This is a genomic window from Nonomuraea sediminis (assembly GCF_018531495.1).
Classification (GTDB): domain Bacteria; phylum Actinomycetota; class Actinomycetes; order Streptosporangiales; family Streptosporangiaceae; genus Nonomuraea; species Nonomuraea sediminis.
The window spans coordinates 950,976-975,902 of sequence record NZ_JAHDTI010000004.1; the positions used below are offsets into that span (position 1 = coordinate 950,976).

Sequence of the window (24,927 nt, forward strand, 5' to 3'; positions counted from 1 at the left end):
CTCCATGGCGGTGATCCGGCTGCTCGTGGGTATCGTGTCAAACGACCCCGCACGCGCACAGGAGGCCCCTGCCATGTCTGGTTCCGTCATCGTCGCCGGAGCTCGCACCCCGATCGGCAAGCTGCTCGGGGGCCTGTCCGGCCTGCAGGCCGTCGAACTGGGCGGAATCGCGATCAAGGCCGCGCTCGAACGCGCCGGCGTCTCGCCCGAGCAGGTCGAATATGTGATCATGGGTCAGGTGCTCCAGGCGGGCGCCGGCCAGATCCCCTCCCGCCAGGCCGCGGTCAAGGCCGGCATCCCGATGACCGTCCCGTCGCTCACCGTCAACAAGGTGTGCCTGTCGGGGCTCGACGCCATCGCGTTGGCCGACCAGCTGATCAGGGCGGGCGAGTTCGACATCGTGGTCGCGGGCGGCATGGAGTCCATGACCAACGCCCCCCACCTGATCCCCGACCTGCGCAAGGGCGTCAAGTACGGCAACGCGGGCATCGTCGACTCCATGGCGCACGACGGCCTGTTCTGCGCCTTCGACCAGTGCGCGATGGGCGAGTCGACCGAGCGCTACAACGCCCGCCTCGGGATCGGCCGCGAGGAGCAGGACGAGCTGTCGGCCCGTTCGCACCAGCTGGCCGTCGCCGCGATCAAGAACGGCGTCTTCGCCGACGAGATCGTGCCCGTCGAGATCCCGCAGCGCCGCGGCGAGCCGATCCTGGTCAAGGACGACGAGGGCGTCCGCGGCGACACGACCGTGGAGACGCTGTCCCGCCTCAGGCCCGCCTTCGCCGCCGACGGCACGATCACCGCGGGCTCGGCCTCCCAGATCTCCGACGGCGCCTGCGCGGTGGTCGTCATGTCCAAGGCCAAGGCCGAGGAGCTCGGCCTGCCGTACCTGGCCGAGATCGGCCGCCACGGCAACGTCGCCGGCCCCGACGCCTCGCTGCAGTCGCAGCCGGCCAACGCCATCAAGCACGCCCTGGGCAAGCAGGGCCTCACGGTCGACGACCTGGACCTGGTGGAGATCAACGAGGCGTTCGCCAGCGTGGTGCTCCAGTCGGCCAAGGAGCTCGGCCTGCCGCTCGACAAGGTCAACGTCAACGGCGGCGGCATCGCGCTCGGCCACCCGATCGGCGCCTCGGGCGCGCGCATCGTCCTCACCCTGGCCCACGAGCTCAAGCGCCGCGGCGGCGGCACCGGCGCCGCCGGCCTGTGCGGCGGCGGCGGCCAGGGGGATGCTCTGATCATCACTGTTTCGTGACGTCTGTACGGCGGGCCGCCCCACCGGCCGCCCGCCGTACTTCGGCTGAGGACCCGCGACCGGCGCTCACGGCGAGTCGATGCCACTACCCCGCCGCCACGGCGCCCGGAACCCGCCCGGGCGGTCACGCACACCCGAGAACGCGCGCTCACGAGGCGGAACCCGGGCACGGGAGCCGTACCGTGCCCTGCTTCGAGAAGGCCTGCCGTACGCGCGATACATAGGCATGCCGTACGCGCGGCACATAGGCGTGCCGAGCGCGCGGCCAAGAGAGCGCTCCGTAGGAGCGACAAAAGGGTGTGTCGTGCGTGCTACAAGAGGGTGTGCTGTGTGCTGCGCGACAAGCGGGCGTGCGGTCCGCGCGCAAGACGGCGCGCAGTGCACGCGACAAGACGGTGTGCTGGATCCTCCGACCTGACGGGGCGGACCCTGGGCATGAGAAGAGGGCGAGAGACCCGGAATCTCTCGCCCTCTGGTGTGGGTGCAATATGTCGGCTCCCTAAGTACTAGGGAGGGAGATTGGCCCGGCCGCGAGGGAGGTTGCGGCCGGGCCTTCTTGACGTCTTCATGAGGAGAGGAAGCGGGCGAACACCGAACGGCGCCCGGACTTGCGGCCCTTGGCCTCCTGGATCGTCCGGTGCTTGGCAGCGGCCCTGCGCAGCTCCTCAGCGTGGTTCTTCATCACTACGTACTCGAGCTCGGCGTGCATCTCGGCTCCTTGGAAGGTGCTCCTTGTTGGCACCTTTAACACTCCTCCTAAGGCCCCTCCCGTCACATCGGACGGATGCCTTATCTCTGCGCCGAACACCGCATAGGGATACCTAGACCACCGCCTCAGCCCCCCTGCCAAAGACAAAAGCCCGTACTCAAAGCCGCCCCTACCACCCAAGCCCGCAACGGACACACACCGCGAGAAGCCCACACCGCCCATGCCGCCCACCTCCTCGCCGAACGTTCGGACCGCGTCTCGAGCGGTGCGGGGACTGTTCACAAGGTTGCCTTAGCGGTGCTAAGGTCCGCTTAGCGTTGCTAAGGAGGCAGGCATGCTCACGGTGGAAGCCGCCGACGGCATCGAGATCCGGGCGCACGACGAAGGGCAGGGGCCGGTCGTCCTGGTCCTGCACGCGGGGCTGGACGACGGGACCCAGTGGCAGCGCGTGGCGGGCCTGCTGGCGCGGCGCTTCCGCGTGGTGCGGATCCAGCGCAGGCAGTACAGGAAGGACCTGCGGCCGGCGTGCACGATGGCGCAGGAGGCCGACGACGCGCTGGCCGTCGCCGCGACCCTCGGCACCCCGCTCCTGCTGGTCGGCCACTCCTCGGGCGCGGTAGTCGCCCTCGAGGCCATGGTGCGCGCGCCGGGGACGTTCGCTGGTTCCGTGCTCTATGAGCCGCCCGTGGTGATCGGGGAGTCGCTGGGCCGCGAGGCCGTCGCCAAGGCCAGGGCGGCGGCCGAGGCTGGGCGTCCCGTCCCCGCGATGCGCGCCTTCCTGGGCGGAGTCGTACGGGTGCCGCCCGCGCAGGCCGTGCTGGGGGCGCTGCTCATCGGTGCCGTGCCACGGATGCGGGCGCTGGCGTTGCGGCAGGTGGACGACCTGGTGGCCATCGAAGCGCTGGGTGATCGGCTCGAGGCCTACGCGGCGATCGACGTGCCGACCGTTTTGCTCGGCGGCGAGACCAGCCCCGCCCATCTGGGTGAACGGCTCGACGCGCTCCAGGCCCGCCTGCCGAACTGCCGACGCGTCGTCATGCCCGGCCAGGGCCACGGCGCCCACGTACGTAGTCCCGAATCGGTCGCCCGAGTGATCGAGGACCAGGCGGCGGAGGTTCTGATATGAAGAACAGGCGGCGGAGGTCCTGACATGAAGAAGGGCGCGAGCCCCGGTCTCGCGCCCTGTCATCAGGGGGGAAGTTCGGCCCGGCCGCGAGGGAGGTTGCGGCCGGGCTTTCTTGACGACTTCATGAGGAGAGGAAGCGGGCGAAGGCGGAGCGGGTGCGGCGCTCGGAGCTGTGCGCCTTCTGCGCCTCGCGTACCCGGCGGTGCTGCGCCGCGGCGGCCCGCAGCTCCTCGGCGTGGTTCTTCATTACTGCGTACTCGAGCTCGGCGTTCATCTCGCGTCTCCCGTGCTGTGCGGTGCTTTCTTCCTTGCACTCTCTACGATGCGGCTAAGGCCCACCCCGCCACATCGGGCGTATGCCTTATCTCCCGCCGCACACACCCACGCCCCATACCTAAGCCCCGCCTTAGGAGTACTTAGACACTCCTGGCCTGCACTTATGCACCCCAGCAACAACCCAGGCAGAGCCTCCCAGCCTGCCTACGCAGAGGGCCTAAGACGACCAACACGAGCCACCCAGCGACCTACGCAGAGCGGCCCCACACGGCCAACACGAAGCTGCCCGGTCGGCCCGCGCGACGCCGCTCTAACAGCCCACACGGAGCGACTCAGTAGGCGGGCGTGAGCGGACTCATTCGGCCCGCGCGGCGCCCGTCCAGCCTGCCTACGCAGTGCTGACCTGGACGGCCTACGTGGAGCGCTTGGAAGGCGCGCGGGAGCGGACCCCGGAGGCACGCGTGGAGCGGACCCGGTGGGCCGACGCGGAGGTGTTGGGGACGGCTCACGCAAGGCCGTCCAGTCGGCGTCCGTGGAGCGGACCTGGATGGTCTACGCGGAGCGTCCAGAAGGCGCGCGGGAGCGCCGCACCCCACAGGCCCAAGCTGAGCGGACCCGGTCGGCAAGCGTGAGGCTCTCGGGTGCGACTCCACACGGACCTGGTCGGCAAGCGTGGGGGCTCTCGGGTGCCCGGTCGGCCCGCGTGGAGCTCTCGGGTCGACTCCACGCGGGCCGTGGCGGAGTGTTGAGACGGGCTACGTGGAGTCGCCTCAGGTGGCTGAGGGTGGAGTCGTGGCGGTGGTCTGGCCGCGTCGCTGGAGGAGCGTTTCCCTGGACAGGGGGCGGCCGAAGTGCGGTGGGTGGCGGTGGGGTGGCTTGCCGTACAGGAGAAGGGGAGTCATGGCTCGTCGGAGAATTTGATGGTGGTTTTGGTGAAGCCGAGGGACTTGAGCAGGCCGGTCAGCATCGCCTTGGTGTTGGCGTCGGCGCGGGCGCGCAGGTCGCTCTCGCGGGCCGCCTGGGCGATCTTGTTCTCGGCCAGCACGTAGAGCTCCCGCTCGTCGGACGGCGAGGACGACAGGAAGCTCTGCACCCGGTCCAGGAGCCCGCGCTGCTGCGCGAAGACGTAGGAGCGGCTGTTGTCCAGGTTGGGCTTCTCCAGCTCGGCGTGCGGCAGGCGGAGCGTGGCCTCCTTGCGGTCCTGCGACACCGTCACCATGCTCCCTGACAGGCCGGAGAAGTCGACGTAGGCGTCCACGCCGCCCGCGCCGACGAACAGCGTGCGGGTGCCCTTGATGGCGTCGGGCAGGAAGGGGGCGTCCTTCTCCAGGTCCACGACCACCTGGAAGGAGCCTGTCGCGGCCTCGAAGCGGCTCATGTCCTTGATCGACTGGAGCAGCACGGGCTGGCTGCGGTCGATCGTGCGTTCGCCGAGCGGGTCGAGCCAGGACCAGGCGAGTCGCCCGCCCACGACCAGCAGGGCGACGAGCACGAGGAAGCCGGCCAGATATCGCCACCGGCGGCGCCGCGCGGGGGCGGCGGTCGGAGGAGTAGTCATGAGCCCTTGACTACCCGCCCGCCGATCATCAGTGCCAGCTGTTTGGTGACATCTCCGATCCCCAACCGGATGTGGGCTCCACGGCGGGGTCCGGGTAGACCGGGTAGACCTGCGTGGCGTCGGGCGAGGGCCGCACCGGCGCGGCCGCCCGCGACGGGCCGCCGCCGAAGTGGCTGCTGGACAGCTTGCACGCCTGGAAGTCGCGGTAGAACATGCGCAGCCACTCGCGCCGCTGGTGCTCGCTGAGCCCGGAGAACCAGGCCGCGGCGTACTGGTGCTCGGGCAGCGGCCCGCCGGGAAGCGGCTCCCCGCGCAGCCACGCCAGCACGATCTCCCGGTAGCCGGCGGCGGTCGTGTCGGTGCACTGAGGGGTCAGCGACTCGACGTACTCGTAGGCCGCCTTGTCGGCGAACCCGGCCGACAGGTCGGGCAGGTGGATCTGCGCCAGCCCCGCGGTGTGGTCGAGCTGGTCGTCAAGCGGGCGCTGCTCGACCCGGGTGAAGGCCGCGGGCGTGCCCGCCAGGCGCGAGGCGATGCTGGTGAACGCGGCGCCCAGCTCGGTGAGCCCGGCCCGCATGCCGGGATGCACGCACACCGTGATCGGCCAGTCCTGGCAGGCGTAGGCGATCTCCTGCGCCGCGGCCGGCTTCGGCTCGCTCAGCAGCCGCGCCACCCCGGCGCCCGCGGCCAGCACGGCGAGCAGCGCGCACGCCAGCGCCAGCGCCTGCCGGGTGACCAGGGCCGCCCAGCCGAGCAGCAGCGCCCCCGCGATCCCCGACAGCCAGATCGTCTGGTCGGTGAACGTCGCCCCGCTCAACCCCTGGAACAGGTCGTACGGCTCGCCGGTGCCTGGCGCCAGCTTGTCGGCCCAGGTCTCCCGCTCGGCCAGCCAGGTGAACAGCCCGTAGCAGGCCAGCCCGGCCAGCGGCGGCGTCATCACGCGCGGCACCAGCCATCCGGCCACCCACCCGATCACCGAGTAGAGCGCGAGACCCGCCATGCCCATGCCGAGCCCGGACACGCTGAGCCGCCCCGACTGCTCGGTGATCACGGTCTTGACCGCCAGCACCAGTACCGTGGCGCCGAACGAGCCCACCACCACCAGCACGATCGCCAGCGGCGCCTTCAGCGCGCGCAGGGCCGACATCGAACGGCCGCGCAGCGCCCTGCGCTTGCGGATCGCCACCCACGCGGCGAAGGCCGCCGCGACGGGCCCGGTCATCCGGAGCGAGCCGAGCACCGCGGCCACGATGTTCTCCCAGGCGTCCACGCCGGGGATGAGCACGCTCCAGGCCGCGACCAGGCCGAGGGCCAGCAGCACGGCGACCGTCACGGCCGCGCTCTGCTTCAGCTCCTCGCGCGTCACCCCCGCGTGCTCACGCACGCGTCACCCCGATGAAGTCCATCAAGCACCCCCCGTGCCCCGAAGGCGACGCGGAAAACGATCAGTCCCCACTTTGTTTCCGCGTCACCATTTGATGCGAGAACCATAACTGAGCGTGACGATTGGCGTCTGCATTCTTGGTCAAGCGGTGAATTCGATCGCTGAGAGTAACCAGACGAACCTGGACGAGCGGCGCGCTACGGTAGCGCTGTGTCGCTCAATTTGCCGTTCGATCCCATCGAGCGCGCCGCAGAGACCTGGCGTGTTCACTTCGGTCCCTCTTCCGCCATGGCCGCCGTTACCTCGATCATGAGAGCGCACCAGATCCTGCTGTCGCAACTTGACTCGCTCCTGAAGCCATACGACTTGACCTTCGCCAGATATGAGGCGCTGGTGTTGTTGACCTTCAGCAGAACCGGCAGGCTGCCGCTGTGGAAGATCGGTGAACGCCTCATGGTCCACCCGACCAGCGTCACCAACACGGTCGACCGGCTGGAGAGGTCCGGTTACGTGCGCCGCATGCCCAACCCCGACGACGGCCGCGGCGTGCTCGCCGAGATCACCGACGCGGGCAGAGCCGTCGTACGGCAGGCCACGGCGGACCTGATGGGCGCCGACTTCGGCATGACGATGTACGACGAGGGCGAGCTGGCGAGCATGTTCCAGCTCCTGCGCACGCTACGAGTGGCGGCGGGTGACTTCCCAGGAGCCGAGATGCGGCAAGATTGAGGGCATGGCCGACTTCACTAGGCCCGGATCGCTCTACGGGGCCATTGATCTGGGCGCGCGTAAGCAGGCACTCGAGGCGCAGGCCCGGCGGGGGTCCGCCGGACCCCAGTCGTCGGCGTCAGTCGTCGAGGTGACCGAGGAGACGTTCACCGCCGACGTCATCGACCGTTCGATGACCGTGCCCGTGGTGCTGGACCTCTGGTCTCCCCGGGCGCCCGGCAGCGCCCAGCTGAGCCCGATCCTGGAAAAGGTGGTCGGCGGCCTCGCCGGCAGAGTCGTGCTGGCCAAGGTCAACGTCGACGCCAGCCCGCAGATCGCGCAGGCGCTGCGGGTGCAGGCGGTGCCCACCGTCCTGGCCATCTTCCAGGGTCAGGCCGTCACCGGCTTCCAGCAGGTGCTGCCCGAGCAGGAGGTCGCCCGCTGGCTGGACGAGCTGATGGCCGCCGTCGAGCAGTTCTACGAGGCCAACCCCGACATCCGCCCGGCCGACACCGGCGAGGCGGGGCCCGACGTGCAGGCCCAGCCGCCTGTCGACCCCGACCTGCTGGCCGCCGAGGAGGCCATCGACAAGGGTGACCTCGACGCGGCGGAGGCCGCCTACGAGCGGCTGCTGGCCCGTAGTCCTGGCAACGAGGACGCGCGCATGGGTCTGGCCGGCGTCGGCCTGATCAAGCGCACCGGCCAGGTCGACCCCGCCGACGTGCAGCGCCGCCTGCAGGACCCGTCCGACCTGGACGCCCAGCTGCTGGCCGCCGACCTGGAGATGCTCTCCGGCAACGTGGACGAGGCGTTCGAGCGGCTCGTCGGCGTGGTCAAGCGCACCTCGGGCGACGACCGCGACAAGGTCAGGAAGCACCTGCTCGGGCTGTTCGAGGCGCTGCCCGCGGAAGACCCTTCGCTGGCGAAAGCACGTAGAGCTTTGTCGAGCGCTTTGTTCTAATCTGAGGGCATGCGCGTCGTCACGATCTCGGCGACCTACGGCACGGCCGGCAGCCACATCGGCCCGGCCGTCGCCGAACGGCTGGACGTTCCCTTTGTCGACCGCGCCATCCCCAGCGCGGTGGCCCAGGAGCTGGGCTGCACGCTGGAGGAGGCCCTGGTCCACGACGACCGTGCGGAGCACGGCCTCGGCAGGCTGTTGTCGGGCGCCATGCGCCTGCCGACCGTCACCTTCGGCGGCGTCGACATGTACGTGCCGGGAACGCTGCCGCTGCCGCCCGAGGAGTTCGTCAGACGCACCGAACGCATGCTCACGGAGATGGCGCGCACCCAGGGCGGGGTGTTCCTGGGCAGGGCGGGCGCCATCGTGCTGCGCGACCACCCCGGCGCCCTGCATGTCCGCCTCGACGGCCCGCTGGAGCGCAGGGTCCGCCAGACGGCCGAGTTCAACGAGGTCAGCGAGCGTGAGGCGCGCCGCATCATCGAGGACAACGACCGTGCCCGCACCGCGTATGTGCGGCACTTCTACCGGGCCGATCCGGCCGAGCCGTGCCAGTACCAGCTGACGATCGACAGCACCACGATCCCGGTGCAGACGTGCGTCGACCTGATCGTCATCGCGGCCGAGGCGCTGGACTGACCGCAGGCCCCCTACCATAGGGGTACTTCTTGGTCAGGCGCGAAGGAGCGAATGACGTGGCGACCGTCCCGAGTGTGTCGTACTCCATCACTGTGCGGCTCGAGGTGCCCGCTGGCGGCAAGGCCGTCAGCCAGCTCACCCACGCCGTTGAGTCGGCAGGAGGGGTGGTCACCGCCCTCGACGTCACCAACGCGGGCCACGAGAAGCTTCGCATCGACGTCACCTGCGCGGCCCGCGACACCGATCACGCGCAGCAGATCGTCGATCAGCTCGAGGCCGTCGACGGCGTGGTCATCCACAAGGTCTCCGACCGGACCTTCCTCATGCACCTCGGCGGCAAGATCGAGATGAAGTCGAAGGTGCCGCTGCGCAACCGCGACGAGCTGTCGATGGCCTACACGCCCGGTGTGGCCCGCGTCTCGATGGCCATCGCGCGCAACAAGGAGGACGCGCGCCGCCTGACCATCAAGCGCAACTCGGTCGCCGTGGTCACCGACGGCTCCGCCGTACTGGGCCTGGGCAACATCGGGCCGGAGGCCGCGCTGCCCGTCATGGAGGGCAAGGCGGCGCTGTTCAAACGCTTCGCCGGCATCGACGCCTGGCCGATCTGCCTCGACACGCAGGACGTGGACGAGATCGTACGCACCGTCCAGATCATCGCGCCCGGGTTCGGCGGCATCAACCTGGAGGACATCGGGGCGCCGCGCTGCTTCGAGGTGGAGCGGCGGCTGCGCGAGCTGCTCGACATCCCCGTCTTCCACGACGACCAGCACGGCACGGCCATCTGCGTGCTGGCCGCCCTCACCAACGCGCTGCGGGTCGTCGGCAAGCCGATCGACTCCGTCAAGATCACCATGGCCGGTGCGGGCGCCGCGGGCAACGCCGTCCTGCGCCTGCTGCTCGCCGCCGGGGCGCGCAACGTCATCGTCTGCGACTACCTGGGCGCCGTCCACAGCGGCCGTGACGACCTGGACGAGTCGCTGCGGTGGATCGCCGAGCACACCAACGCCGAGGGCTACTCCGGCGACCTGCGCGGCGCGGTCAAGGACGCCGACGTGTTCGTGGGCGTCTCGGCGCCCGGCATCCTCACCGGCGACGACATCGCCACCATGGCCAAGGACGCGGTCGTCTTCGCCCTGGCCAACCCGGAGCCCGAGGTCTCGCCCGACGACGCCCGCGAGCACGCCGCCGTCGTGGCCACCGGGCGCTCGGACTACCCCAACCAGATCAACAACGTGCTGGCCTTCCCCGGCGTCTTCCGCGGCCTGCTCGACGCGCAGGCCGACGGGGTGACGCAGGAGATGCTGCTGGCCGCCGCCCACGCCCTCGCCTCGGTCGTCGCGCCGGAGGAGCTCGGCCCCAACTACATCATCCCCAGCGTCTTCCACCCCGACGTGGCCGGCGCGGTCGCCGCCGCCGTCCGCGAGTCCGCCGGCGGCCGCGCCCGCGGCTTCACCGAGGCGTGATCTTCTCTTTCATCAAGAGCTTCAGCTCGTACGGCAGGCCGCCCCACCGCCACCCGCCGCACAGGGCCGGGCTCTGTCCAGGGTGACGCTCCTCCGGTGATGCGGGGTTTCGCGCCGTTACGACGCCCGTGACCGTGGCACCCCGGCCCCGCCTCCTCGGTCGGGGGCGTTAGCGCGCCAGCCCGTCGTCGACCGCCACGTTCTCCGGCTCGAGCACCAGCCCCGAGGCGGCGGCCTGCAGGTCGAGCAGGATCGCGAAGTCCTCCTCCACCCGCCCCGTGCCGATGCCCGCCTGCACCAGCTGCGCCGTGAGCGCCGCCACCGGCATCGGCACGCCCAGCTCGCGCGCCGCGGCCAGTCCCAGGTCGAAGTCCTTGCGCAGGAGCACAGGCGTGAACGTCGGCGTGTAGTCGAGGTTCACGAACGCCGGGGTCTTGTAGCGGGTGAAGGCCGAGCCCATCACGCTGTTGTTGAGGAACTCCAGGAACGCGTGGCGCGGCACCCCGCCCTTCTCCGCCAGCACGGTGATCTCCGCCAGGCACTGGGTCACCACGCCGAGCATCAGGTTGTGCGCGATCTTCACCAGCCGGGCGCGGTCTCCCTCGCCGGCGTACGTCACCGCCCTGCCGATGATCTCCAGCAGGTGCGACACCCGGTCGTAGGCCTCCCGCGGTCCCGACACGACCAGGCTCAGCCCGCCCGCCTCGACCACCTTGGCGTTGCCGCTGACGGGCGCGGCCAGGAAGTCCACGCCCCTGTCGGCGCAGAGCTCCCGCATCCGCGCGGAGGCCTCGAGCGACACCGTCGAGCAGTCGACCACGACCCGCGGCACGCGTTCCGCGCCGTCGAGCAGGGCGCGCAGCACCTCCTCCAGGTCCTGGGAGGCCGAGACCATCGTGAAGACCACGTCCTGACCGCGCAGGTCGGCGATCTCACCGGCCACCGAGGCGCCCTCGGCAAGCAGCGGCTCGGCCTTGGCCCGTGTCCGGTTCCACGCGGTGAGCTCCACCCCCGCTCTGGCCAGGCGCGCGGCCATGGCCAGGCCCATCCGTCCGGTGCCGATCCAGCCCACGTTCATGACAGTTCTCTCCCCGATTGCGCGATGACCGGCCGCACCCCGGCCTCGCGCTGCTCCCGCCAGGTGAGCGACCACGCGACCGTGAGCCCGCCGTCGCGCGAGGTGCGGACGACGTCGCCGGTGCCGAGCAGCAGTTCCGCGTGCAGCTCGTCCAGCGCCTGCCTGGCGACCGGGTCGTGCCGCATGAGGGGTTCCTTTCCAGGGCTGTCATGTCCCAATCTGCCCGTCAGCCGAGGTCGGGTCAGCCCTTCCTCGTGATCGCCCCGACCAGTGTCAGCGCGGCGTTCACCAGCACCGCGACGATCACGCCCTGCAGCACCGAGCCCATCGCCGCCGTGACGACCCCGCTCATGACGGGGATCCCCATCGTGATCCCCACCTGCTGCGTCATCGTGGCCAGCCCGGTGGCCAGCCCCTGCTCGGAGTCCGGCAGCCCGGACGTGGCGGTCACCATGAACCCGACGATCGCCACCATGTTGCCCACGCCGCCGACGAAGGTCGCAACCAGCAGCAGCCAGATCCATCCGGGTGAGGTGCCGAGCAGCGCCAGCGACGCCGTGGCCAGGGCCTGGACGGTGAAGCCCGCGACCAGCGCCCGCCGGGTGCCCAGCCGCCCGAGCACCCGGGGTGCCACGGTCCCGCCGAGGACGGTGCCGAGCCCCAGCACGCCGAAGGCAAGCCCGGTGGCCAGCGCCGAGTAGCCCAGCACCTCCTGCAGGTAGAGCGTCATCAGGAAGACCAGCGACGTCTCGGTCGCGAACGCGATCAGCCCCGCCAGGTTGCCCCACTTCACGCTGCGCCTGGCCAGGATCCCCACCGGGACCAGGGGCGCCTCGGCCCGTCGTTCCACGAACCAGAACACCACCAGCAGCACCGCGCCCGCGGCCAGCCCCACCAGCGAGGCCCTGCTCAGGCCGTAGACCAGCGCGAGCAGCCCCGCGGTCACCGTCACGGCGCCCGGCACGTCCATCTGCGGCCTGCTGTCGGGCCTGCTCTCCGCCAGCAGCGAGGGAGTGGCGAGCAGTACGGCCAGCGCCACGGGAACGTTGATGAAGAACGCCCACCGCCAGCTCAGCAGCTCGGTCAGCAGCCCGCCCAGGATGGCGCCGGAGGTGAACCCGGCCGACATCAGCGCCCCGTTCAGTCCCAGCGCCCTGGCCCGCAGCGGACCCTCCGGGAACGAGGTGGTCAGCAACGACAGCCCCGCCGGTGTCACGATCGCCGTCGCGAGCCCCTGCGACACCCGGGCCACCAGCAGGATCCCCGGCGAGGGGGCCAGGCCGCCCGCCAGCGAGGACAGCCCGAGCAGCGCCATCCCCGCCAGGAACAGGCGGCGCCGCCCGAACAGGTCGGCGATCCGCCCGAACAGCAGCGTGAACCCGGCGGCGGCCAGCGCGAACGCCGTGGCCACCCACTGCAGGTCGGCCAGCGCGAAGCCGAGCCCCGAGCCGATCACGGGCAGGGCCACGTTCAGTATCGAGAAGTCGACGGCCAGCATGAACTGCGAGCCGAGCAGCAGGACGAGCACCATCCGTTGCCGCGCGGTCATCCGCGTGGCCGTGAGTGCCATCGTGGTCATGGTCAACCTTCTTAATGGGTCAGCAGTTCCGTTAGGATGTGAATCGAAGGTAACACAGGAGGAGCGCTAATGGAACAAGAGACCCGTTTGGCTGGCATGGTGCGTCCAGGCGGCCGGACCGCCCGCGTCCGCGCGGCGGTGCTCGAGGCCACCCAGGACGAGCTGGTGGAGCACGGATTCCACGGCCTGACCATGGACCAGGTGGCGGCCAAGGCGGGTGTGGGCAAGACCACCGTCTACCGGCGCTGGGGGAGTACGGCCGGCCTGGTCACCGACCTGATGAACGACCTGGCCGACCAGTCGGCGGCGCACGCCGACACCGGCTCGATCGAGGACGACCTGCGGGCCAACGCGACCAACGTGCTGGGCGCCATCACCGACCTGCGACTGGGCGCCACGCTCCAGGCGGTCATCGCCGCCGCCACCTGCGACCAGCAGGCCGCGGACGCGCTCAACGCCTTCTACCTCCGCCGCATCACGGAGTGGGCGCGCGTGGTCGACCTGGCCGTCGAACGCGGCGAACTGCCTCCCGGCACCGACGGCCCCGAGGTGATCAGGGCGATCTCCGCCCCGCTCTACTACCGGCTCGTCGTCACCAGGGAACCGGTGAACGAGACGCTCGCCGTACATGCGGCCGACCGGGTGCTGGCCGCGGCGCGCGCGGGCGCGTTCAGATCTTGAGGTTGGGCCAGCGCCTGCGCGACCTGGTACGGCCGGCCGTGATCGCGCCGTCGTAGGTCTGGCGCGGCCAGATCGAGCCGTACCACCACACGATGCCGCCGGTCAGCATGAGCCCGCCCGCGGTGGCCACCTTGCCCCACAGGTCGGCGGGCGGACCGGTGAACGGCAGGCGGCCGCCGCAGCCACGGTGCCACTGGCCGTTGTCGCAGCCGTTGCCGCAGTTACCTCCGTGGTTGGTCCAGCCGTTGCAGCCTCCGCCGTTGTAGCCTCCGCCGTTGTCGCAGTTGCCCCCGTGGTTGTTCCAGCCGTTGCAGCTGCCGCCGTTCCAGCCGCCGCGATTCCAACCACCACCACCGTTCCAGCCGCCGCCGCCACAGCGGGCGCCGACCTGTTTGAAGAAGATCTGCGAGTTGGTGAGCTCGGAGAACACCGAGATCTGCACCGACTCGCCGCGCGACAGGCGCACCACCTCCCTGGAGGGGTCGTCGCCCGGGTCCAGCTGCTGGGTGTCGATGACCTGCTTGTCGGCCTTGAGGATGTAGGTGTCGGGTCTGGCAGGGTCGCCGGTGTTGGTGATGCTCACGATGATCCTGCCGTCGCCGCAGCTGAAGCTGCCCAGCCTGACGCTCAGCGGCGACTGGTTGTCGTGGTTCGGCCAAGGCCAGGCCTTCGCGGTGGCGGGGAGAAGAAGCGCCGCACCCAGCGGCAAACCAAAAAGGGCAAGGCGGGTGGCGGACTTCATCGTGCTACTCCCGTGCTGCGCCGGAGCGTGATCTTTGGTACGTACAGTGCCCATTTAGCTACAGAAAGTAACATCGCGAACCCGGGGGAGCGGGATGCGGGGTTCACCCCTCATGATGGATGTATGGCGGAAGCGATCTACGTCGGCGGTCTTCTTGTGGCCACTCCGCTTCTCGACGACCCCAACTTCCGGCGTAGCGTCGTGCTGATCCTCGAGCACGACATCGACGGCGGCACCCTCGGTGTTGTGCTGAACAGGCCGAGCGAGATCGCGGTGACCCAGGTGCTGCCCGTGTGGGACCCGTTGGTGACGGGCCCCTCGGTGCTGTTCGAGGGCGGGCCCGTGCAGACCGACAGCGCGCTGGCCCTGGCCGCGGTGCCTAGCGGAGAGGAGCCGCTCGGCTGGCGCCGCCTGCATGCCGGGACCCCCGCGGTGAGCAGGCTGGGCACGGTGGACCTGGACGCGCCGCCGGAGATCCTGCAGGGCGAGATCGCGCAGATGCGGATCTTCGCCGGTTACGCGGGCTGGACCTCGGGACAGTTGGAGAGCGAGATCGCGGAGGGCGCGTGGTACGTGGTCGAATCCGAGGTGGGTGATACTTTTCACACCGATCCGGGTGTGCTGTGGCGGCACGTGCTCCGCCGCCAGCCGGGCGAGCTGGCCTTCGTGGCCACCTGCCCTGACGACCCGACGTTGAACTAGAGGTCCCAGCCCGGTTTCAGCGACGCCTCGGCCAGCTCCAGCGTCTGCTCCATGCGCCGGACGATCTGGTGCAGGTTGTCCACCTCCGGCGGGCATTCGAAGCCCACCCGCATGGTGGCCATCGCGAACGTGACGATCAGCAGGGTCTTCTGATCGGTGGCCTCGACCCCGCGGCGGGCGGAGATCTCCTCGGCGAGGTGGCGCTCGGTCTGCGCACCACGCGCGACCGACATCCCGACCAGCTGCGGATTCTTCTCCAGCAACTCCCGCAACTTCAGGAATCTCGCGGTGTCCTCGTCCGTTGATCCCTCCATGTCGCGCAGCACCGCCCGCAGCGCGTGCGCCATCGACGTGAACGGGGGCTCATCCGTGGGGCGGCTGCGCAACGTCTCCAGCATGATCTCCTCGCCGTGGTCGTGAAACCAGAAGACGAGGTGGTCCTTGCTGGTGAAGTAGCGGAAGAACGTGCGCGGGGACACGTCGACGGCCCCCGCTATCTGGTCGACCGTGGTCGAGTCGTAACCTTGTTCGAGGAACAGGTCGAGCGCCGCGTCGAGCAAGGCGAGGCGCGTCTTCTCCTTCTTGCGTTCCCGCAGACCCACTGCCGTCACTCCCTCGAAACCTTCCTGTCACACTCTGCCATAAGTCATTCTGCGCCCAATAAAACTGGTTTGTCATCTGGCAGCGTCTGACATAAGTTACCTGAGGCTTAAGTGAACTATGCCCCTGTATGGGGCGGCACGTACTGAGGGGGCACCAATGGCGCACGCCAGAACGGTGGACGCACCGTTGTCAGCCGAAGGGGGGACCAAGAGCGGGGGCAACCCGTGGCTGACCCTGCTGGCCGTATGTCTCGGCGTCATCATGGTGATGCTCGACGGCACCGTGGTGGGTATCGCCAACCCGGTCATCGGCAGGCAGCTCGGCGCCTCGCTGTCGGACCTGCAGTGGGTGACCAGCGGCTATCTGCTGGCGCTCGCCGTCTTCTTGATCACCGCCGGCAAGCTGGGTGACCTCTTCGGGCACAAGCGGGTCTTCCTGATCGGCGTCGCGGGATTCGCGCTGTCGTCGGTGGGCATCGGCCTCAGCCAGCAACTGGCCGACGTCTTCTCCTTCATCTCGCCGATCGGCGCCCTGATCGCCCTGCGCGTGCTGCAGGGCCTGTTCGGCGCGCTGCTCCAGCCCGCCGCGCTCGCGCTGCTGCGCGGGGCCTTCCCCGGTGAGAAGCTCAACCAGGCCATGGGCGCCTGGGGCGCGATCATCGGCCTGTCCAGCGCCGCGGGCCCGATCGTCGGCGGCCTGCTGGTGGAGAAGGTCAGCTGGGAGTCCGTCTTCTTCATCAACGCCCCCGTCGGCCTCGTCGCGCTGATCATGGGCATCGTGATCATCAAGGAGAACCGCGCCGCGACGCTGGCCAGGATCGACTGGCTGGGCGTGGTGCTGCTGTCCGGCGCGATGTTCGCGCTGATCTGGACGATCATCAAGGCGCCCGCGTGGGGCTGGGGCGACACCAAGACGCTCGGCTTCCTGGCCGGCTTCGCCGTGCTGATCGTCCTGTTCATCGCCTGGCAGAGCAAGGCCAGGCAGCCGCTGGTGCCGCTGACGCTGTTCCGCAACCCGTCGATCTCGATCGGCACCGTGCTGATGATGATGGTGGCGTTCGCGATGTTCGGCGCCATGTTCTTCCTGGGCTTCTTCTTCCAGGGCGTGCACGGGCTCTCCCCGCTCAACGCCGGTCTGCGCATGCTGCCGATGTCCGCGGGCATGATCGTGGCCTCGCCGCTGGCGGGCATGATGATCGGCAAGGTCGGAGCGAAGGTCACGATGGCCGTCGGCCTGGTGATCACCGCGGCCTCGATGTTCCTGATGTCGCAGCTGACCATCGACGCCTCGTTCTTCGCCACCGGGCTGCCGTTCCTGCTGCTGGCCTTCGGCCTGTCGCCGGTGTTCGTGGGCGCCACGGAGATCATCGTGGGCAACGCGCCGGTCGAGCTCAGCGGCGTGGCCGGCGGCGTGCAGCAGTCGGCGATGCAGGTGGGCGGCGCGCTCGGCACCGCCATCCTGGGCGCGGTGATGGCCAGCGTGATCTCCGACAAGTTCTCCGGCTACCTCGGCCCCGTGGCCAAGGCCATCCCGGCGGACAAGATCACCCTGCTGGAGAAGGCCGCCGCGTTCGGCAAGGCGCCCGACGGCCTGCCCGCCCAGATCGCCCCGGCGGTCACCAACGCGGTGCACAACTCGTTCATGGACGGCATGCACGTGGCCTTCCTGATCAGCACCGGCATCGCCCTGCTCACCGCGGTCCTGGCCCTGTTCGTCAAGGCCGGCCGCAAGTCCGAGGGCGTCCAGGTCCACGTCGGCTGACGGCTCGTACGCGCTCGAGTACGGCTCTCGCGTAGGCGGGAGCCGTACTGCTATTTCAGGGTGATCGTGAGGGTGACGATGCCCGTCGTCTTGGTCTTGACGGTCAGGATGTGACGGGACGGATCCCAGGTCGACTCGCCCTCCGAGGCCGTGCCGCCGTTGGGCAGGTAGAACTCGCTCGGGCCCGTCTCGTTGGCGTCGAAGACGACGGTGAGCGACCTGTCACCGTAGGAGATCTTCCTGGGGACGCCGCCGATGGCCCGCGGGTAGGCCCGGTTGTAGATGGCGACCAGCGGGGTGGGCTTGCCCTTGTCGTCGTAGGGACCCCAGGCGCCGGGGTCGCGGGACCAGTAGGACATGCTCAGCCCCAGGTCCTGCACCCTGTTCACCAGGTCGGCCGCGCCCGGCCTGGTCATGTCCAACCCGAACTCGCCCAGGATCACCGGGCCGCCGATCCGCCGGGCCGTGCGCAGCGTGTTGTCGCGCCACCAGCCCATCGTGCGGTCCGTCCACTCCTTCGACCCCGCGGTGTAGTCGTCGCCCAGGTCAAGCGGGAGCGGGTAGAGGTGCGGGGCGAAGCCGATCATGGGCGGGCCCGGGCGCGGGTCGTCGAAGTGGGGGAGCGCCGAGGGCAGGCCCCAGTTCGCGCCGACCGCCTGCGGCTCGAGGAAGATCCACGAGTCGTCGTCGACCGACCTGATCTGGGCGATGCACCGGCGGTACAGCTCGGCCAGCGGGCCCGACTCGAACGCGGCGCCCTGGACCGAGCCGCCCCACGGCTCGTTCATCAGGTCGTAGCCGAGCACGGCCGGCTCGTCCTTGAAGCGGGCCGCGACCGCCTTCCACGCTCCGGCGTAGTGGTCCATCAGCTCCGGATGGTCGCCCGTGGTGTTCCAGAAGTGGTCGAAGGCGCGGATGACGCCGGGCTCCAGGTAGTACATCTCCCAGGTGGGCTGGTCGGTGGCGACCGGCAGGCCGTCCAGGTGGGTGGCCCAGCCGGGGGCGCCGTTGCCAGCCCCGCCCTCCGGGGTGATCCCCGAGCCCCACAGGTCCTGGTGCATGTCGAGCATCACGTGGTAGCCGCGCTTGGCGTACCAGCCGACCCGCTCCGCCACCTTGTCCAGATATTTCGTGTCATAGGTGCCCGGGGTGGGCTCGACCGCGCGCCACTGGATGAGGAAGCGGACGAAGTTCGTGCCCATGTCCCCGTACTCGCGCTGCAGGTCCGCCTCGGTGAACTCGGGCAGCGCGTCAGGCGTGCTCTTGGCGCTGCTCGAGGTGTTGAACCCGCGCAGGATCAGCGCCCTGCCCCGGCTGTCGGTGACGTACGGCACCCCGTCCCCGGGCGTATCGCGAGTCCACGCGACGACCCCGGCCCCTGTCAAAAAGGCCAGCACCAGACCAACAGCGATGAACCGCGCGAGCTTCATATGATCTCCGGCCTTCAGAGGGGGTTCCCGAAACCGGGTCTTCCGCCAGAATCGTGGTCGCCGCTAGCCTGCCGAACATGAGCCTTGTTCGCAATGGCCTTCCCGCGATCGTCACGTTGGTGATGGTGCTGGCCTTCGGGCTGTTCGGCGCCGCGCTCGTGACCCGGGTGGGCTACCTGGCCGTCCCCTCCGCCGTCGGCCTGCCGTACGGCCTGCCGGGGCTGCGCGTGGTCCCGCTGGGCGAGACGACCTGGATGGCCATGCTCGGCGAGAGCGTGGCGGCGCTGGTGCTGGTCTTGTTCGTGGCGGCGGCCAAGGGCGGGTTCTGGCGGACCTGGGGCGCCTTCCTGCTCGGCACCCTGGTCGCGGCCCTGCTGCGGGCGGCGGTGCTCTTCCTGGAGTCCAGTGGCGCGGGGATCGGCGCCTACGGCGCCTACCTGGCGGGCGGGCTGCTCGCCGGACTGGTGTGGGGGGTCGCGCTCGGCTGGATCCCGGGGCTGGCCGCGCTGGCCCGCCGTACCCGGACGGGCCAGGACGCCGGCCGTACACCCGTGGCGAGTGGGGGCTGAGGGCGGGTGCCCGCGCGAATAGAATTGGCAGGGTGAGCACGAAGATCCTGCCAGAGCAGGAAACCATCCCGCAGGTTTCGCACGGCGACGGTGATCACGAGCGGTTCGCGCACTACGCGGACAAGCACAAGATCACCGAGAGCATGGTGACCGGCACGCCGATCCGCGCCCTGTGTGGCAAGGTCTGGGTGCCCAGCCGCGACCCGAAGAAGTACCCGGTCTGCCCGGAATGCAAGGAGATCTACGAGGGCCTGCCCGAGAACAACGGCGATGACAACCAGTGAGTGTTGATCACGGCTGATCGCCTCCGGTGGGGCTACGGTCAGGACTACTGACCAGCTCATGCCGGATCGGGGGACCGCATGGCCCGGCGCGCGACCGCCGTCTTGTTGGTATGCCTGCTCGCAGCCTGGCCCTTCGCGCCGCCCCGTCCGGTGGCCGCCTCGGGCTGCCTCAGGGGAGCAGTCCGCAGCCCGCGCGGCGTCGAGCCCGACTCGCCGGAGCCCAGCCAGGTCACCGGCGTGCTCGCCGAACTGGCCAGGCGCCTGACGGGCACCTCGACGCCCCGCACGGTCACCGTGCCCACCCGGGTCCACGTCATCACCGACGGCCCCCACCGTGCCTCCGACGAGGCGGTCAAGGCCCAGATCGACACCCTCAACGCCGCGTACGGCGGGCGTTACGGCGGCGCCGACACCGGCGTCAGCTTCCGTCTGGACGGCGTGGACGTCACCACCGACGCGGAGTGGTTCACCGACCCGCTGACCAACGAGACCGCCATGAAGGCCAAGCTGCGCGTCGGCGGCCCTGAGACGCTCAACCTCTTCGTCGCCCAGCTCAGCGAGCTCGTGCTGGGCTTCTCCACCTACCCGTACTGGTACCACGACGCCCCTGGCCTGGACGGCGTGGTGGTCGACTGGCGCACGCTGCCTGGCGGCGCCCGGAGCGACTTCAACCGCGGCTACACGGCCGTGCACGAGATCGGCCACTGGCTCGGCCTGTTCCACACCTTCGAGAACGGCTGCCGGCCGCCCGGCGACGGCATCGACGACACCCCGCCCGAGGCGTCCGCCACCCAGGGCTGCCCGGTGGACAAGGACACCTGCCCGGGGGGCGGCGCGGACCCGGTGCACAACTTCATGGACTACTCCCACGACCGCTGCATGTCGGGCTTCACCGCCGGTCAGGGGGTGCGCTTGCGGGAGATGTGGGCGGCCTACCGGGCTGAAAACGATTTGTGACAGCTACTACGATGTGTGAGTGACAGCACCGAAGACCATCGACGCTACATACGAACCGCCGCGCATCTTCGGCCCGGCCTACCGCACGGCCACCATCGGCATCCTGCTCGTCGTCACGCTGATCGCCTTCGAGGGCATGTCGGTCAGCGTCGTGATGCCCGCCGTCTCCAGCGAACTGCACGCCGACAGCGTGTACGGGCTGAGCTTCTCGGTCTTCCTCATCGCGAGCCTGTTCGCCAACGTCGTTTCCGGGCTGTGGGCCGACCGGCGCGGGTACGGCCTGCCGTTCCTGCTCGGCGTGGTGCTGTTCGTCACCGGCATGGGCCTGGCGGGGGCCGCCGCCGGCAAGGAGATGTTCCTGCTCGCCAGGACGGTTCAGGGGCTGGGCGCCGGGTTCACGATCGTGGCGCTCTACGTCATGATCGCGCGGGTCTACCCGCCCGAGGCGCGGCCCAAGGTCTTCGCCGCGCTGTCGGCCGCCTGGGTGGTGCCCGCGATGGTGGGGCCCGCCGTCGCCGGGTTCGTCGCCACCGCGGTGGGCTGGCGGTGGGTGTTCTTCGGGATCATCCCGCTGGTGGTGCCCGCGCTGGTCATGCTGGTCCCGGCGCTGGGCAAGAAGCCCACGGAGGACGCCACCCCCGGTGACGGGCCACGGTCCCGGCCGCTGGCGATGACCCTGGCCGCCACCTCGGCCGCCTTCGGCGCCGCCGTCCTGCTGTACGGCGTCGACCTCCTGCACCGCGAGACCGTGGTGGGCGTGATCGAGGTCGTGGCGGGACTCGGGCTGCTCGGGTACGGCCTGGCCAGGCTGCTCCCGCCGGGCGCGCTGCGGTTCCGGCGCGGGCTGCCGACCACGGTCATGATGCGGGGCGTGTTCTCCGCCGCGTTCTTCGGGGTGAACATGTACATCCCGCTCGCGCTCCAGACGGTCAAGGGCTTCGACCCCAGGACCGCGGGCATCGCGCTGACCACCGGGGCGCTCGGCTGGTCCACCGGGTCGTTCCTGCAGAGCAGGCGTACGGCGGAGCCGCACCGGCGCATCAGGCTCGGCATCGCCTGCGTGATGACCGGGATCCTGCTGTCACTGCTGTCGGTGCTGCCCGGGGTCACCGGATGGGTGGCGGTGCCCGCCTGGATCGTCGCCGGGTTCGGCATGGGGATGGGGATGACCACGGTCAACGTCACCGCGCTCAAGCAGTCGCCGGTCAACGAGCAGGGGGCCAACTCGGCCGCGCTGTCGGTAACGGACATGCTGGGCTCGGCCGTCGCCGTGGGCGTCGGTGGCGCGCTCATCAACGTCATCGGTCACGCGCCCGCCCAGATCGCCACCGGGTTCGTCGTCATCACCTGTGTCATGGCGTCCGTCGCGCTGGCCGGGACCGTGCTGGCGCCGCGCACGCGGTAGGGCTCGCCGTACGGGATGGCCTTTTCTTCCTCCTGCGCCACAGCGATCACGGATTCCCGGAAGCCCGCTCTCCGGAGTGATAGGACAGCGGGCAGGGAGGTGTCATGGAGGGTGATCATCGTGTCTGGCCTCCCGGCGAACCGTGGAACCCGACGCTGAGGCGCACGGCCGAGCGGTCGTGGGAGGCGCTGCCTCCGTCGGCGCGGATCCACGGCACCCCCGCCGATCCCGGGATCACCCGGCGGATCGGCGGCCGCAGGTGGAAGCGCCGGATCGGGGCCGTGTTCGCGCTGATGGTGGCCTCCGGGCTGGTCGCCGGGGCGGTCGTGCTCGTGCTGCGGCTGGCCAGGCCCGAGCCCGTCAGCGGGCAGGTGGTCGACTCGCTGGCCGGGGTGACGATCGCGCTGCCTCCCGGGTGGGAGCGGGGCGCGGTGCCGCCCGTCACCGGGTTCACCTCGGTGGTCAGGTCGGGATCCGCGCTGGTGATGGCCAGGCCGCTGGAGCAGGTGGCCGACGCCAAGCAGGCCGTGTTCGACGCCTCGGAGCTGTACTCCAGGCTGCTGCTCAAGGGCGACCGGGTGACGATCGTCGAGGACAGGGCCACCCCGCAGGGACACACCAGGGCGCTGCGCGCCGAGTACCAGGACGTGGTGAACCGTCCCGCCTATCTGCGAGTGACACTTCTCACCCGGCCGACAGGCGGCGTGCTGCTGGTCGGGCTGCTCCAACCCGAGGACCCGGCGGCCAGACAGGCGCTGGACACGCTCATGACGAGCGTGCGATAAGCCACTTACCACCTGAGGATGACCTTGGCCAGGATTCCCGTCGCTCGGCACGTCTTGTCAGTGCCCCCGATTACTCTTGTGACACTGTGAGCACTCGAACCTCGGAGGTGACGCTCGTGAGCGAGCGTAGCGAGCGAACCATCAACCGCTGCGCATGGCGTTCACGGGCTGGCGAGCGTAGCGAGGCTGGCCTGTGAGCACCTTCGCCGCATCCCACCTGTCGCCCTCATACCCCGACCGAGCAGCGTGGGGCACCGCGCCCAAGCTCCGGGCCTGGCAGCAGGAAGCGTTCGATCAGTACTTCAGGCGCGAGCCGCGCGACTTCCTCACCGTCGCGACCCCCGGCGCGGGCAAGACCACCTACGCCCTGCGCATCGCCAGCGAGCTGCTGGCCAACGGCGTGATCAGGGCGATCACCATCGTGACGCCCACCGAGCACCTCAAGCGCCAGTGGGCCGACGCCGCCGCCCGTGTCGGCATCGGCATCGACCCCGAGTTCAAGAACAGCCAGGGCGCCACCTCGCGCGACTACCTCGGCGTCGCCGTCACCTACGCCCAGGTCGCCATGCACCCCGCGCTGCACAGGGCGCGCACGGAGGCCCGCAAGACGCTGGTCATCTTCGACGAGATCCACCACGCGGGCGACGCCAAGTCCTGGGGCGACGGCGTGCGCGAGGCCTTCGAGCCCGCCGCCAGGCGCCTGCAGCTCACCGGCACGCCCTTCCGCTCCGACGACAACCCGATCCCCTTCGTCGGCTACGAGGAGGACGAGGAGGGCTTCAAGCGCAGCATCTCCGACTACTCCTACGGCTACGGCCCGGCCCTGTCCGACGGAGTCGTCCGCCCGGTCATCTTCCTGGCCTACTCCGGCGAGATGAAGTGGCGCACGCGCGCCGGCGACGAGATCGCCGCCACGCTCGGCACGCCGCTGACCAAGGACCAGCTCTCCCAGGCCTGGCGCGCCGCGCTCGACCCCAAGGGTGACTGGATCCGCCAGGTCATGCAGGCCGCCGACCGGCGCCTGACAGAGGTACGGCGGGGCGTCCCCGACGCCGGCGGCCTGGTCATCGCCACCGACCACGAGACCGCCCGCGCCTACGCCCGCCACCTGCGCAACATCACCGGCGAGGGCGCCACGGTCGTGCTCTCCGACGACCCCGGCGCGTCCAAGAAGATCAAGCACTTCGCCGCCTCGGAAGACCGCTGGCTGGTCGCGGTCCGCATGGTCTCCGAGGGCGTCGACATCCCCCGGCTGTGCGTCGGCGTCTACGCCACCTCCACCTCGACCCCGCTGTTCTTCGCCCAGGCCGTGGGCCGCTTCGTGCGGGCCCGCAAGCGCGGCGAGACCGCCTCGGTCTTCCTGCCCTCGGTGCCGACCCTCATGGGCCTGGCCAACGAGATGGAGGTCGAGCGCGACCACGTCCTCAACAAGCGCCCGCCGGAGGACGGCCTCGACGACAGCCTGCTCGAGCAGGCCAACAGGCAGAAGGACAACCCCGACGTCCTCGGCGACGAGTTGCCCTTCGAGACGATGGAGACCTCGGCCACCTTCGACCGCGTCCTGTTCGACGGCGGCGAGTTCGGCACCGGCGCCGAGGTCGGCTCGGCCGAGGAGGAGGACTTCCTCGGCCTGCCCGGCCTGCTGGAGCCCGACCAGGTGGCCACCCTGCTCCGCAAGCGCCAGTCCGACCAGCAGGCGGCCAAACGCAAGACCGCCGCCGCGGAGCCCGCCGAGCGCCTGGCTCCCCACGAGCAGATCGCCGAACTCCGCCGCGAACTCAACGGCCTCGTCGGCGCCTGGAACCACCGCACCGGCCAACCCCACGGCGTGATCCACTCGGAACTACGCCGCGCCTGCGGCGGCCCCCCCATCGCCCAGGCCACCGCCGACCAGATCCAGGACCGCATCAACAAAATCCGCACCTGGGCCACCACCCGCCGCTAACCCCACCCCAAGCAACGTCGCCCCGCCAAGAAGCATGCGGGAACCGCCCGCTACCCAGCTAGGCCGCCCACAGCACCTCGTACGGCGGACATCCAGGGACCGTGGCGCCTTGTACGGCGGGCGTCCAGGGATCGTGGCCACGGTGGTCAAGGAGCGTGCGGGGAGTGCCCAGGGGCGGGACGCCGGGACGCGCAGGGAAGGTCGTCCGTCCCCCAGGCGTCAGTGATAGCCCGCCGGCGTCGTAGCGCGCCTTCCAGGCGCCGGGTCGGTGGGACGTGGGTCGGCGATGCTCGGCGCCCTGTACGGCGGGTGTCCAAGGACCGG

Annotated in this window: 26 protein-coding genes; 16 read left to right on the forward strand and 10 right to left on the reverse strand. The window is 70.2% G+C overall.

Annotated features, from left to right (window positions below; genetic code table 11):
* The first annotated feature begins 73 nt into the window (after positions 1-73).
* Positions 74-1,255, forward strand: coding sequence for an acetyl-CoA C-acetyltransferase (locus KIK09_RS24210; protein ID WP_214321552.1), 1,182 nt, complete (start codon positions 74-76; stop codon positions 1,253-1,255).
* A 565-nt stretch (positions 1,256-1,820) separates the two neighbouring features.
* On the opposite strand, the gene KIK09_RS24215 is transcribed toward KIK09_RS24210, so the two are convergent.
* A complete protein-coding gene (locus tag KIK09_RS24215) occupies positions 1,821-1,964 on the reverse strand; it encodes a hypothetical protein (protein ID WP_214321553.1) in 144 nt (47 codons plus the stop codon).
* A gap of 334 nt (positions 1,965-2,298) precedes the next feature.
* Between KIK09_RS24215 and KIK09_RS24220 the strand changes: the two genes are divergently transcribed.
* The gene (locus KIK09_RS24220) at positions 2,299-3,090 is read left to right on the forward strand and encodes an alpha/beta fold hydrolase (protein WP_214321554.1); all 792 of its coding nucleotides are present in this window, start codon (positions 2,299-2,301) and stop codon (positions 3,088-3,090) included.
* Positions 3,091-3,211: 121 nt separating this feature from the next.
* Here KIK09_RS24220 and KIK09_RS24225 read toward each other — a convergent pair whose 3' ends face one another.
* The 3 genes from KIK09_RS24225 to KIK09_RS24235 all read right to left on the reverse strand — a co-directional run bounded on the left by KIK09_RS24225 (position 3,212) and on the right by KIK09_RS24235 (position 6,308).
* Positions 3,212-3,364, reverse strand: a complete 153-nt coding sequence (locus tag KIK09_RS24225; protein ID WP_214321555.1) for a hypothetical protein — start codon at positions 3,362-3,364, stop codon at positions 3,212-3,214.
* A gap of 900 nt (positions 3,365-4,264) precedes the next feature.
* Positions 4,265-4,924: a DUF4230 domain-containing protein gene (locus tag KIK09_RS24230; RefSeq protein ID WP_214321556.1), complete on the reverse strand. Its 660-nt coding sequence runs from the start codon at positions 4,922-4,924 to the stop codon at positions 4,265-4,267.
* Between the two features lie 28 nt (positions 4,925-4,952).
* The gene (locus KIK09_RS24235; protein ID WP_214321557.1) at positions 4,953-6,308 is read right to left on the reverse strand and encodes a hypothetical protein; all 1,356 of its coding nucleotides are present in this window, start codon (positions 6,306-6,308) and stop codon (positions 4,953-4,955) included.
* 210 nt (positions 6,309-6,518) lie between these two features.
* On the opposite strand from KIK09_RS24235, the gene KIK09_RS24240 reads away from it, so the two are divergent.
* The 4 genes from KIK09_RS24240 to KIK09_RS24255 are packed head-to-tail and all read left to right on the forward strand — an operon-like array spanning position 6,519 to position 10,082.
* Positions 6,519-7,037 (forward strand): MarR family winged helix-turn-helix transcriptional regulator, encoded by a 519-nt coding sequence (locus tag KIK09_RS24240; RefSeq protein WP_214321558.1) that lies wholly within the window; start codon positions 6,519-6,521, stop codon positions 7,035-7,037.
* A gap of 4 nt (positions 7,038-7,041) precedes the next feature.
* Positions 7,042-7,977, forward strand: a complete 936-nt coding sequence (locus KIK09_RS24245; RefSeq protein WP_214321559.1) for a tetratricopeptide repeat protein — start codon at positions 7,042-7,044, stop codon at positions 7,975-7,977.
* 9 nt (positions 7,978-7,986) lie between these two features.
* Entirely contained in the window at positions 7,987-8,616 is a 630-nt protein-coding gene (locus tag KIK09_RS24250) for a cytidylate kinase-like family protein (RefSeq protein WP_214321560.1), read from the forward strand.
* Between the two features lie 56 nt (positions 8,617-8,672).
* On the forward strand, positions 8,673-10,082 hold the full coding sequence (locus tag KIK09_RS24255) for an NAD-dependent malic enzyme (RefSeq protein ID WP_214321561.1): 1,410 nt from the start codon (positions 8,673-8,675) through the stop codon (positions 10,080-10,082).
* Between the two features lie 169 nt (positions 10,083-10,251).
* Here the strand turns inward: KIK09_RS24255 and KIK09_RS24260 are convergent, their stop codons facing one another.
* Genes KIK09_RS24260 through KIK09_RS24270 form a run of 3 tightly spaced genes read right to left on the reverse strand, consistent with a single transcriptional unit; the run spans position 10,252 to position 12,739 of the window.
* The gene (locus tag KIK09_RS24260) at positions 10,252-11,160 is read right to left on the reverse strand and encodes an NAD(P)-dependent oxidoreductase (protein WP_214321562.1); all 909 of its coding nucleotides are present in this window, start codon (positions 11,158-11,160) and stop codon (positions 10,252-10,254) included.
* Entirely contained in the window at positions 11,157-11,345 is a 189-nt protein-coding gene (locus KIK09_RS24265; protein ID WP_214321563.1) for a hypothetical protein, read from the reverse strand. The genes KIK09_RS24260 and KIK09_RS24265 overlap by 4 nt, the downstream gene beginning before the upstream one ends.
* 56 nt (positions 11,346-11,401) lie before the next feature.
* Complete coding sequence (locus KIK09_RS24270) at positions 11,402-12,739, reverse strand: MFS transporter (RefSeq protein ID WP_214321564.1); 1,338 nt, start codon at positions 12,737-12,739, stop codon at positions 11,402-11,404.
* A 69-nt stretch (positions 12,740-12,808) separates the two neighbouring features.
* Here KIK09_RS24270 and KIK09_RS24275 point away from each other — a divergent pair, with 69 nt between their 5' ends.
* The gene (locus KIK09_RS24275) at positions 12,809-13,420 is read left to right on the forward strand and encodes a TetR/AcrR family transcriptional regulator (RefSeq protein WP_214321565.1); all 612 of its coding nucleotides are present in this window, start codon (positions 12,809-12,811) and stop codon (positions 13,418-13,420) included.
* Here the strand turns inward: KIK09_RS24275 and KIK09_RS24280 are convergent.
* Complete coding sequence (locus KIK09_RS24280) at positions 13,410-14,003, reverse strand: hypothetical protein (protein WP_214321566.1); 594 nt, start codon at positions 14,001-14,003, stop codon at positions 13,410-13,412. The genes KIK09_RS24275 and KIK09_RS24280 overlap by 11 nt on opposite strands.
* Here KIK09_RS24280 and KIK09_RS24285 point away from each other — a divergent pair.
* Both KIK09_RS24285 and KIK09_RS24290 read left to right on the forward strand, forming a co-directional pair.
* Positions 13,996-14,193, forward strand: coding sequence for a hypothetical protein (locus KIK09_RS24285; RefSeq protein WP_214321567.1), 198 nt, complete (start codon positions 13,996-13,998; stop codon positions 14,191-14,193). The genes KIK09_RS24280 and KIK09_RS24285 overlap by 8 nt on opposite strands.
* Before the next feature lie 92 nt (positions 14,194-14,285).
* Positions 14,286-14,864: a YqgE/AlgH family protein gene (locus tag KIK09_RS24290; RefSeq protein WP_214321568.1), complete on the forward strand. Its 579-nt coding sequence runs from the start codon at positions 14,286-14,288 to the stop codon at positions 14,862-14,864.
* Here KIK09_RS24290 and KIK09_RS24295 read toward each other — a convergent pair.
* A complete protein-coding gene (locus KIK09_RS24295; RefSeq protein WP_214321569.1) occupies positions 14,861-15,475 on the reverse strand; it encodes a TetR family transcriptional regulator in 615 nt (204 codons plus the stop codon). The genes KIK09_RS24290 and KIK09_RS24295 overlap by 4 nt on opposite strands.
* Before the next feature lie 148 nt (positions 15,476-15,623).
* Between KIK09_RS24295 and KIK09_RS24300 the strand changes: the two genes are divergently transcribed.
* Positions 15,624-17,228, forward strand: a complete 1,605-nt coding sequence (locus tag KIK09_RS24300; protein WP_214321570.1) for a DHA2 family efflux MFS transporter permease subunit — start codon at positions 15,624-15,626, stop codon at positions 17,226-17,228.
* 50 nt (positions 17,229-17,278) lie between these two features.
* On the opposite strand, the gene KIK09_RS24305 is transcribed toward KIK09_RS24300, so the two are convergent.
* Positions 17,279-18,658 (reverse strand): cellulase family glycosylhydrolase, encoded by a 1,380-nt coding sequence (locus KIK09_RS24305; protein WP_214321571.1) that lies wholly within the window; start codon positions 18,656-18,658, stop codon positions 17,279-17,281.
* A gap of 77 nt (positions 18,659-18,735) precedes the next feature.
* Here KIK09_RS24305 and KIK09_RS24310 point away from each other — a divergent pair, with 77 nt between their 5' ends.
* The 6 genes from KIK09_RS24310 (at position 18,736) to KIK09_RS24335 (ending at position 24,603) form a co-directional block, all read left to right on the forward strand.
* Positions 18,736-19,227 carry a hypothetical protein gene (locus KIK09_RS24310; RefSeq protein WP_214321572.1) on the forward strand — a complete coding sequence of 164 codons (492 nt, stop codon included), beginning with the start codon at positions 18,736-18,738 and terminating at the stop codon, positions 19,225-19,227.
* Positions 19,228-19,259: 32 nt separating this feature from the next.
* A complete protein-coding gene (locus KIK09_RS24315) occupies positions 19,260-19,511 on the forward strand; it encodes a DUF3039 domain-containing protein (protein WP_214321573.1) in 252 nt (83 codons plus the stop codon).
* Positions 19,512-19,589: 78 nt separating this feature from the next.
* On the forward strand, positions 19,590-20,468 hold the full coding sequence (locus KIK09_RS24320; protein ID WP_214321574.1) for a zinc metalloprotease: 879 nt from the start codon (positions 19,590-19,592) through the stop codon (positions 20,466-20,468).
* Positions 20,469-20,487: 19 nt separating this feature from the next.
* Entirely contained in the window at positions 20,488-21,873 is a 1,386-nt protein-coding gene (locus KIK09_RS24325; RefSeq protein WP_214321575.1) for an MFS transporter, read from the forward strand.
* 104 nt (positions 21,874-21,977) lie between these two features.
* Positions 21,978-22,658, forward strand: a complete 681-nt coding sequence (locus tag KIK09_RS24330) for a hypothetical protein (protein WP_214321576.1) — start codon at positions 21,978-21,980, stop codon at positions 22,656-22,658.
* A 193-nt stretch (positions 22,659-22,851) separates the two neighbouring features.
* The gene (locus tag KIK09_RS24335; RefSeq protein ID WP_308164260.1) at positions 22,852-24,603 is read left to right on the forward strand and encodes a DEAD/DEAH box helicase; all 1,752 of its coding nucleotides are present in this window, start codon (positions 22,852-22,854) and stop codon (positions 24,601-24,603) included.
* Positions 24,604-24,927: the final 324 nt, after the last annotated feature.

What these genes read in the sequence shown, in the direction of transcription:
- KIK09_RS24210 (WP_214321552.1), top strand. Translation starts at nt 74, where the DNA reads ATGTCTGGTTCCGTCATCGTCGCCGGAGCTCGCACCCCGATCGGCAAG.
- KIK09_RS24215 (WP_214321553.1), bottom strand. Translation starts at nt 1,964, where the DNA reads ATGCACGCCGAGCTCGAGTACGTAGTGATGAAGAACCACGCTGAGGAG.
- KIK09_RS24220 (WP_214321554.1), top strand. Translation starts at nt 2,299, where the DNA reads ATGCTCACGGTGGAAGCCGCCGACGGCATCGAGATCCGGGCGCACGAC.
- KIK09_RS24225 (WP_214321555.1), bottom strand. Translation starts at nt 3,364, where the DNA reads ATGAACGCCGAGCTCGAGTACGCAGTAATGAAGAACCACGCCGAGGAG.
- KIK09_RS24230 (WP_214321556.1), bottom strand. Translation starts at nt 4,924, where the DNA reads ATGACTACTCCTCCGACCGCCGCCCCCGCGCGGCGCCGCCGGTGGCGA.
- KIK09_RS24245 (WP_214321559.1), top strand. Translation starts at nt 7,042, where the DNA reads ATGGCCGACTTCACTAGGCCCGGATCGCTCTACGGGGCCATTGATCTG.
- KIK09_RS24250 (WP_214321560.1), top strand. Translation starts at nt 7,987, where the DNA reads ATGCGCGTCGTCACGATCTCGGCGACCTACGGCACGGCCGGCAGCCAC.
- KIK09_RS24260 (WP_214321562.1), bottom strand. Translation starts at nt 11,160, where the DNA reads ATGAACGTGGGCTGGATCGGCACCGGACGGATGGGCCTGGCCATGGCC.
- KIK09_RS24265 (WP_214321563.1), bottom strand. Translation starts at nt 11,345, where the DNA reads ATGCGGCACGACCCGGTCGCCAGGCAGGCGCTGGACGAGCTGCACGCG.
- KIK09_RS24270 (WP_214321564.1), bottom strand. Translation starts at nt 12,739, where the DNA reads ATGACCACGATGGCACTCACGGCCACGCGGATGACCGCGCGGCAACGG.
- KIK09_RS24275 (WP_214321565.1), top strand. Translation starts at nt 12,809, where the DNA reads ATGGAACAAGAGACCCGTTTGGCTGGCATGGTGCGTCCAGGCGGCCGG.
- KIK09_RS24285 (WP_214321567.1), top strand. Translation starts at nt 13,996, where the DNA reads ATGCTCACGATGATCCTGCCGTCGCCGCAGCTGAAGCTGCCCAGCCTG.
- KIK09_RS24290 (WP_214321568.1), top strand. Translation starts at nt 14,286, where the DNA reads ATGGCGGAAGCGATCTACGTCGGCGGTCTTCTTGTGGCCACTCCGCTT.
- KIK09_RS24300 (WP_214321570.1), top strand. Translation starts at nt 15,624, where the DNA reads ATGGCGCACGCCAGAACGGTGGACGCACCGTTGTCAGCCGAAGGGGGG.
- KIK09_RS24305 (WP_214321571.1), bottom strand. Translation starts at nt 18,658, where the DNA reads ATGAAGCTCGCGCGGTTCATCGCTGTTGGTCTGGTGCTGGCCTTTTTG.
- KIK09_RS24310 (WP_214321572.1), top strand. Translation starts at nt 18,736, where the DNA reads ATGAGCCTTGTTCGCAATGGCCTTCCCGCGATCGTCACGTTGGTGATG.
- KIK09_RS24320 (WP_214321574.1), top strand. Translation starts at nt 19,590, where the DNA reads ATGGCCCGGCGCGCGACCGCCGTCTTGTTGGTATGCCTGCTCGCAGCC.
- KIK09_RS24330 (WP_214321576.1), top strand. Translation starts at nt 21,978, where the DNA reads ATGGAGGGTGATCATCGTGTCTGGCCTCCCGGCGAACCGTGGAACCCG.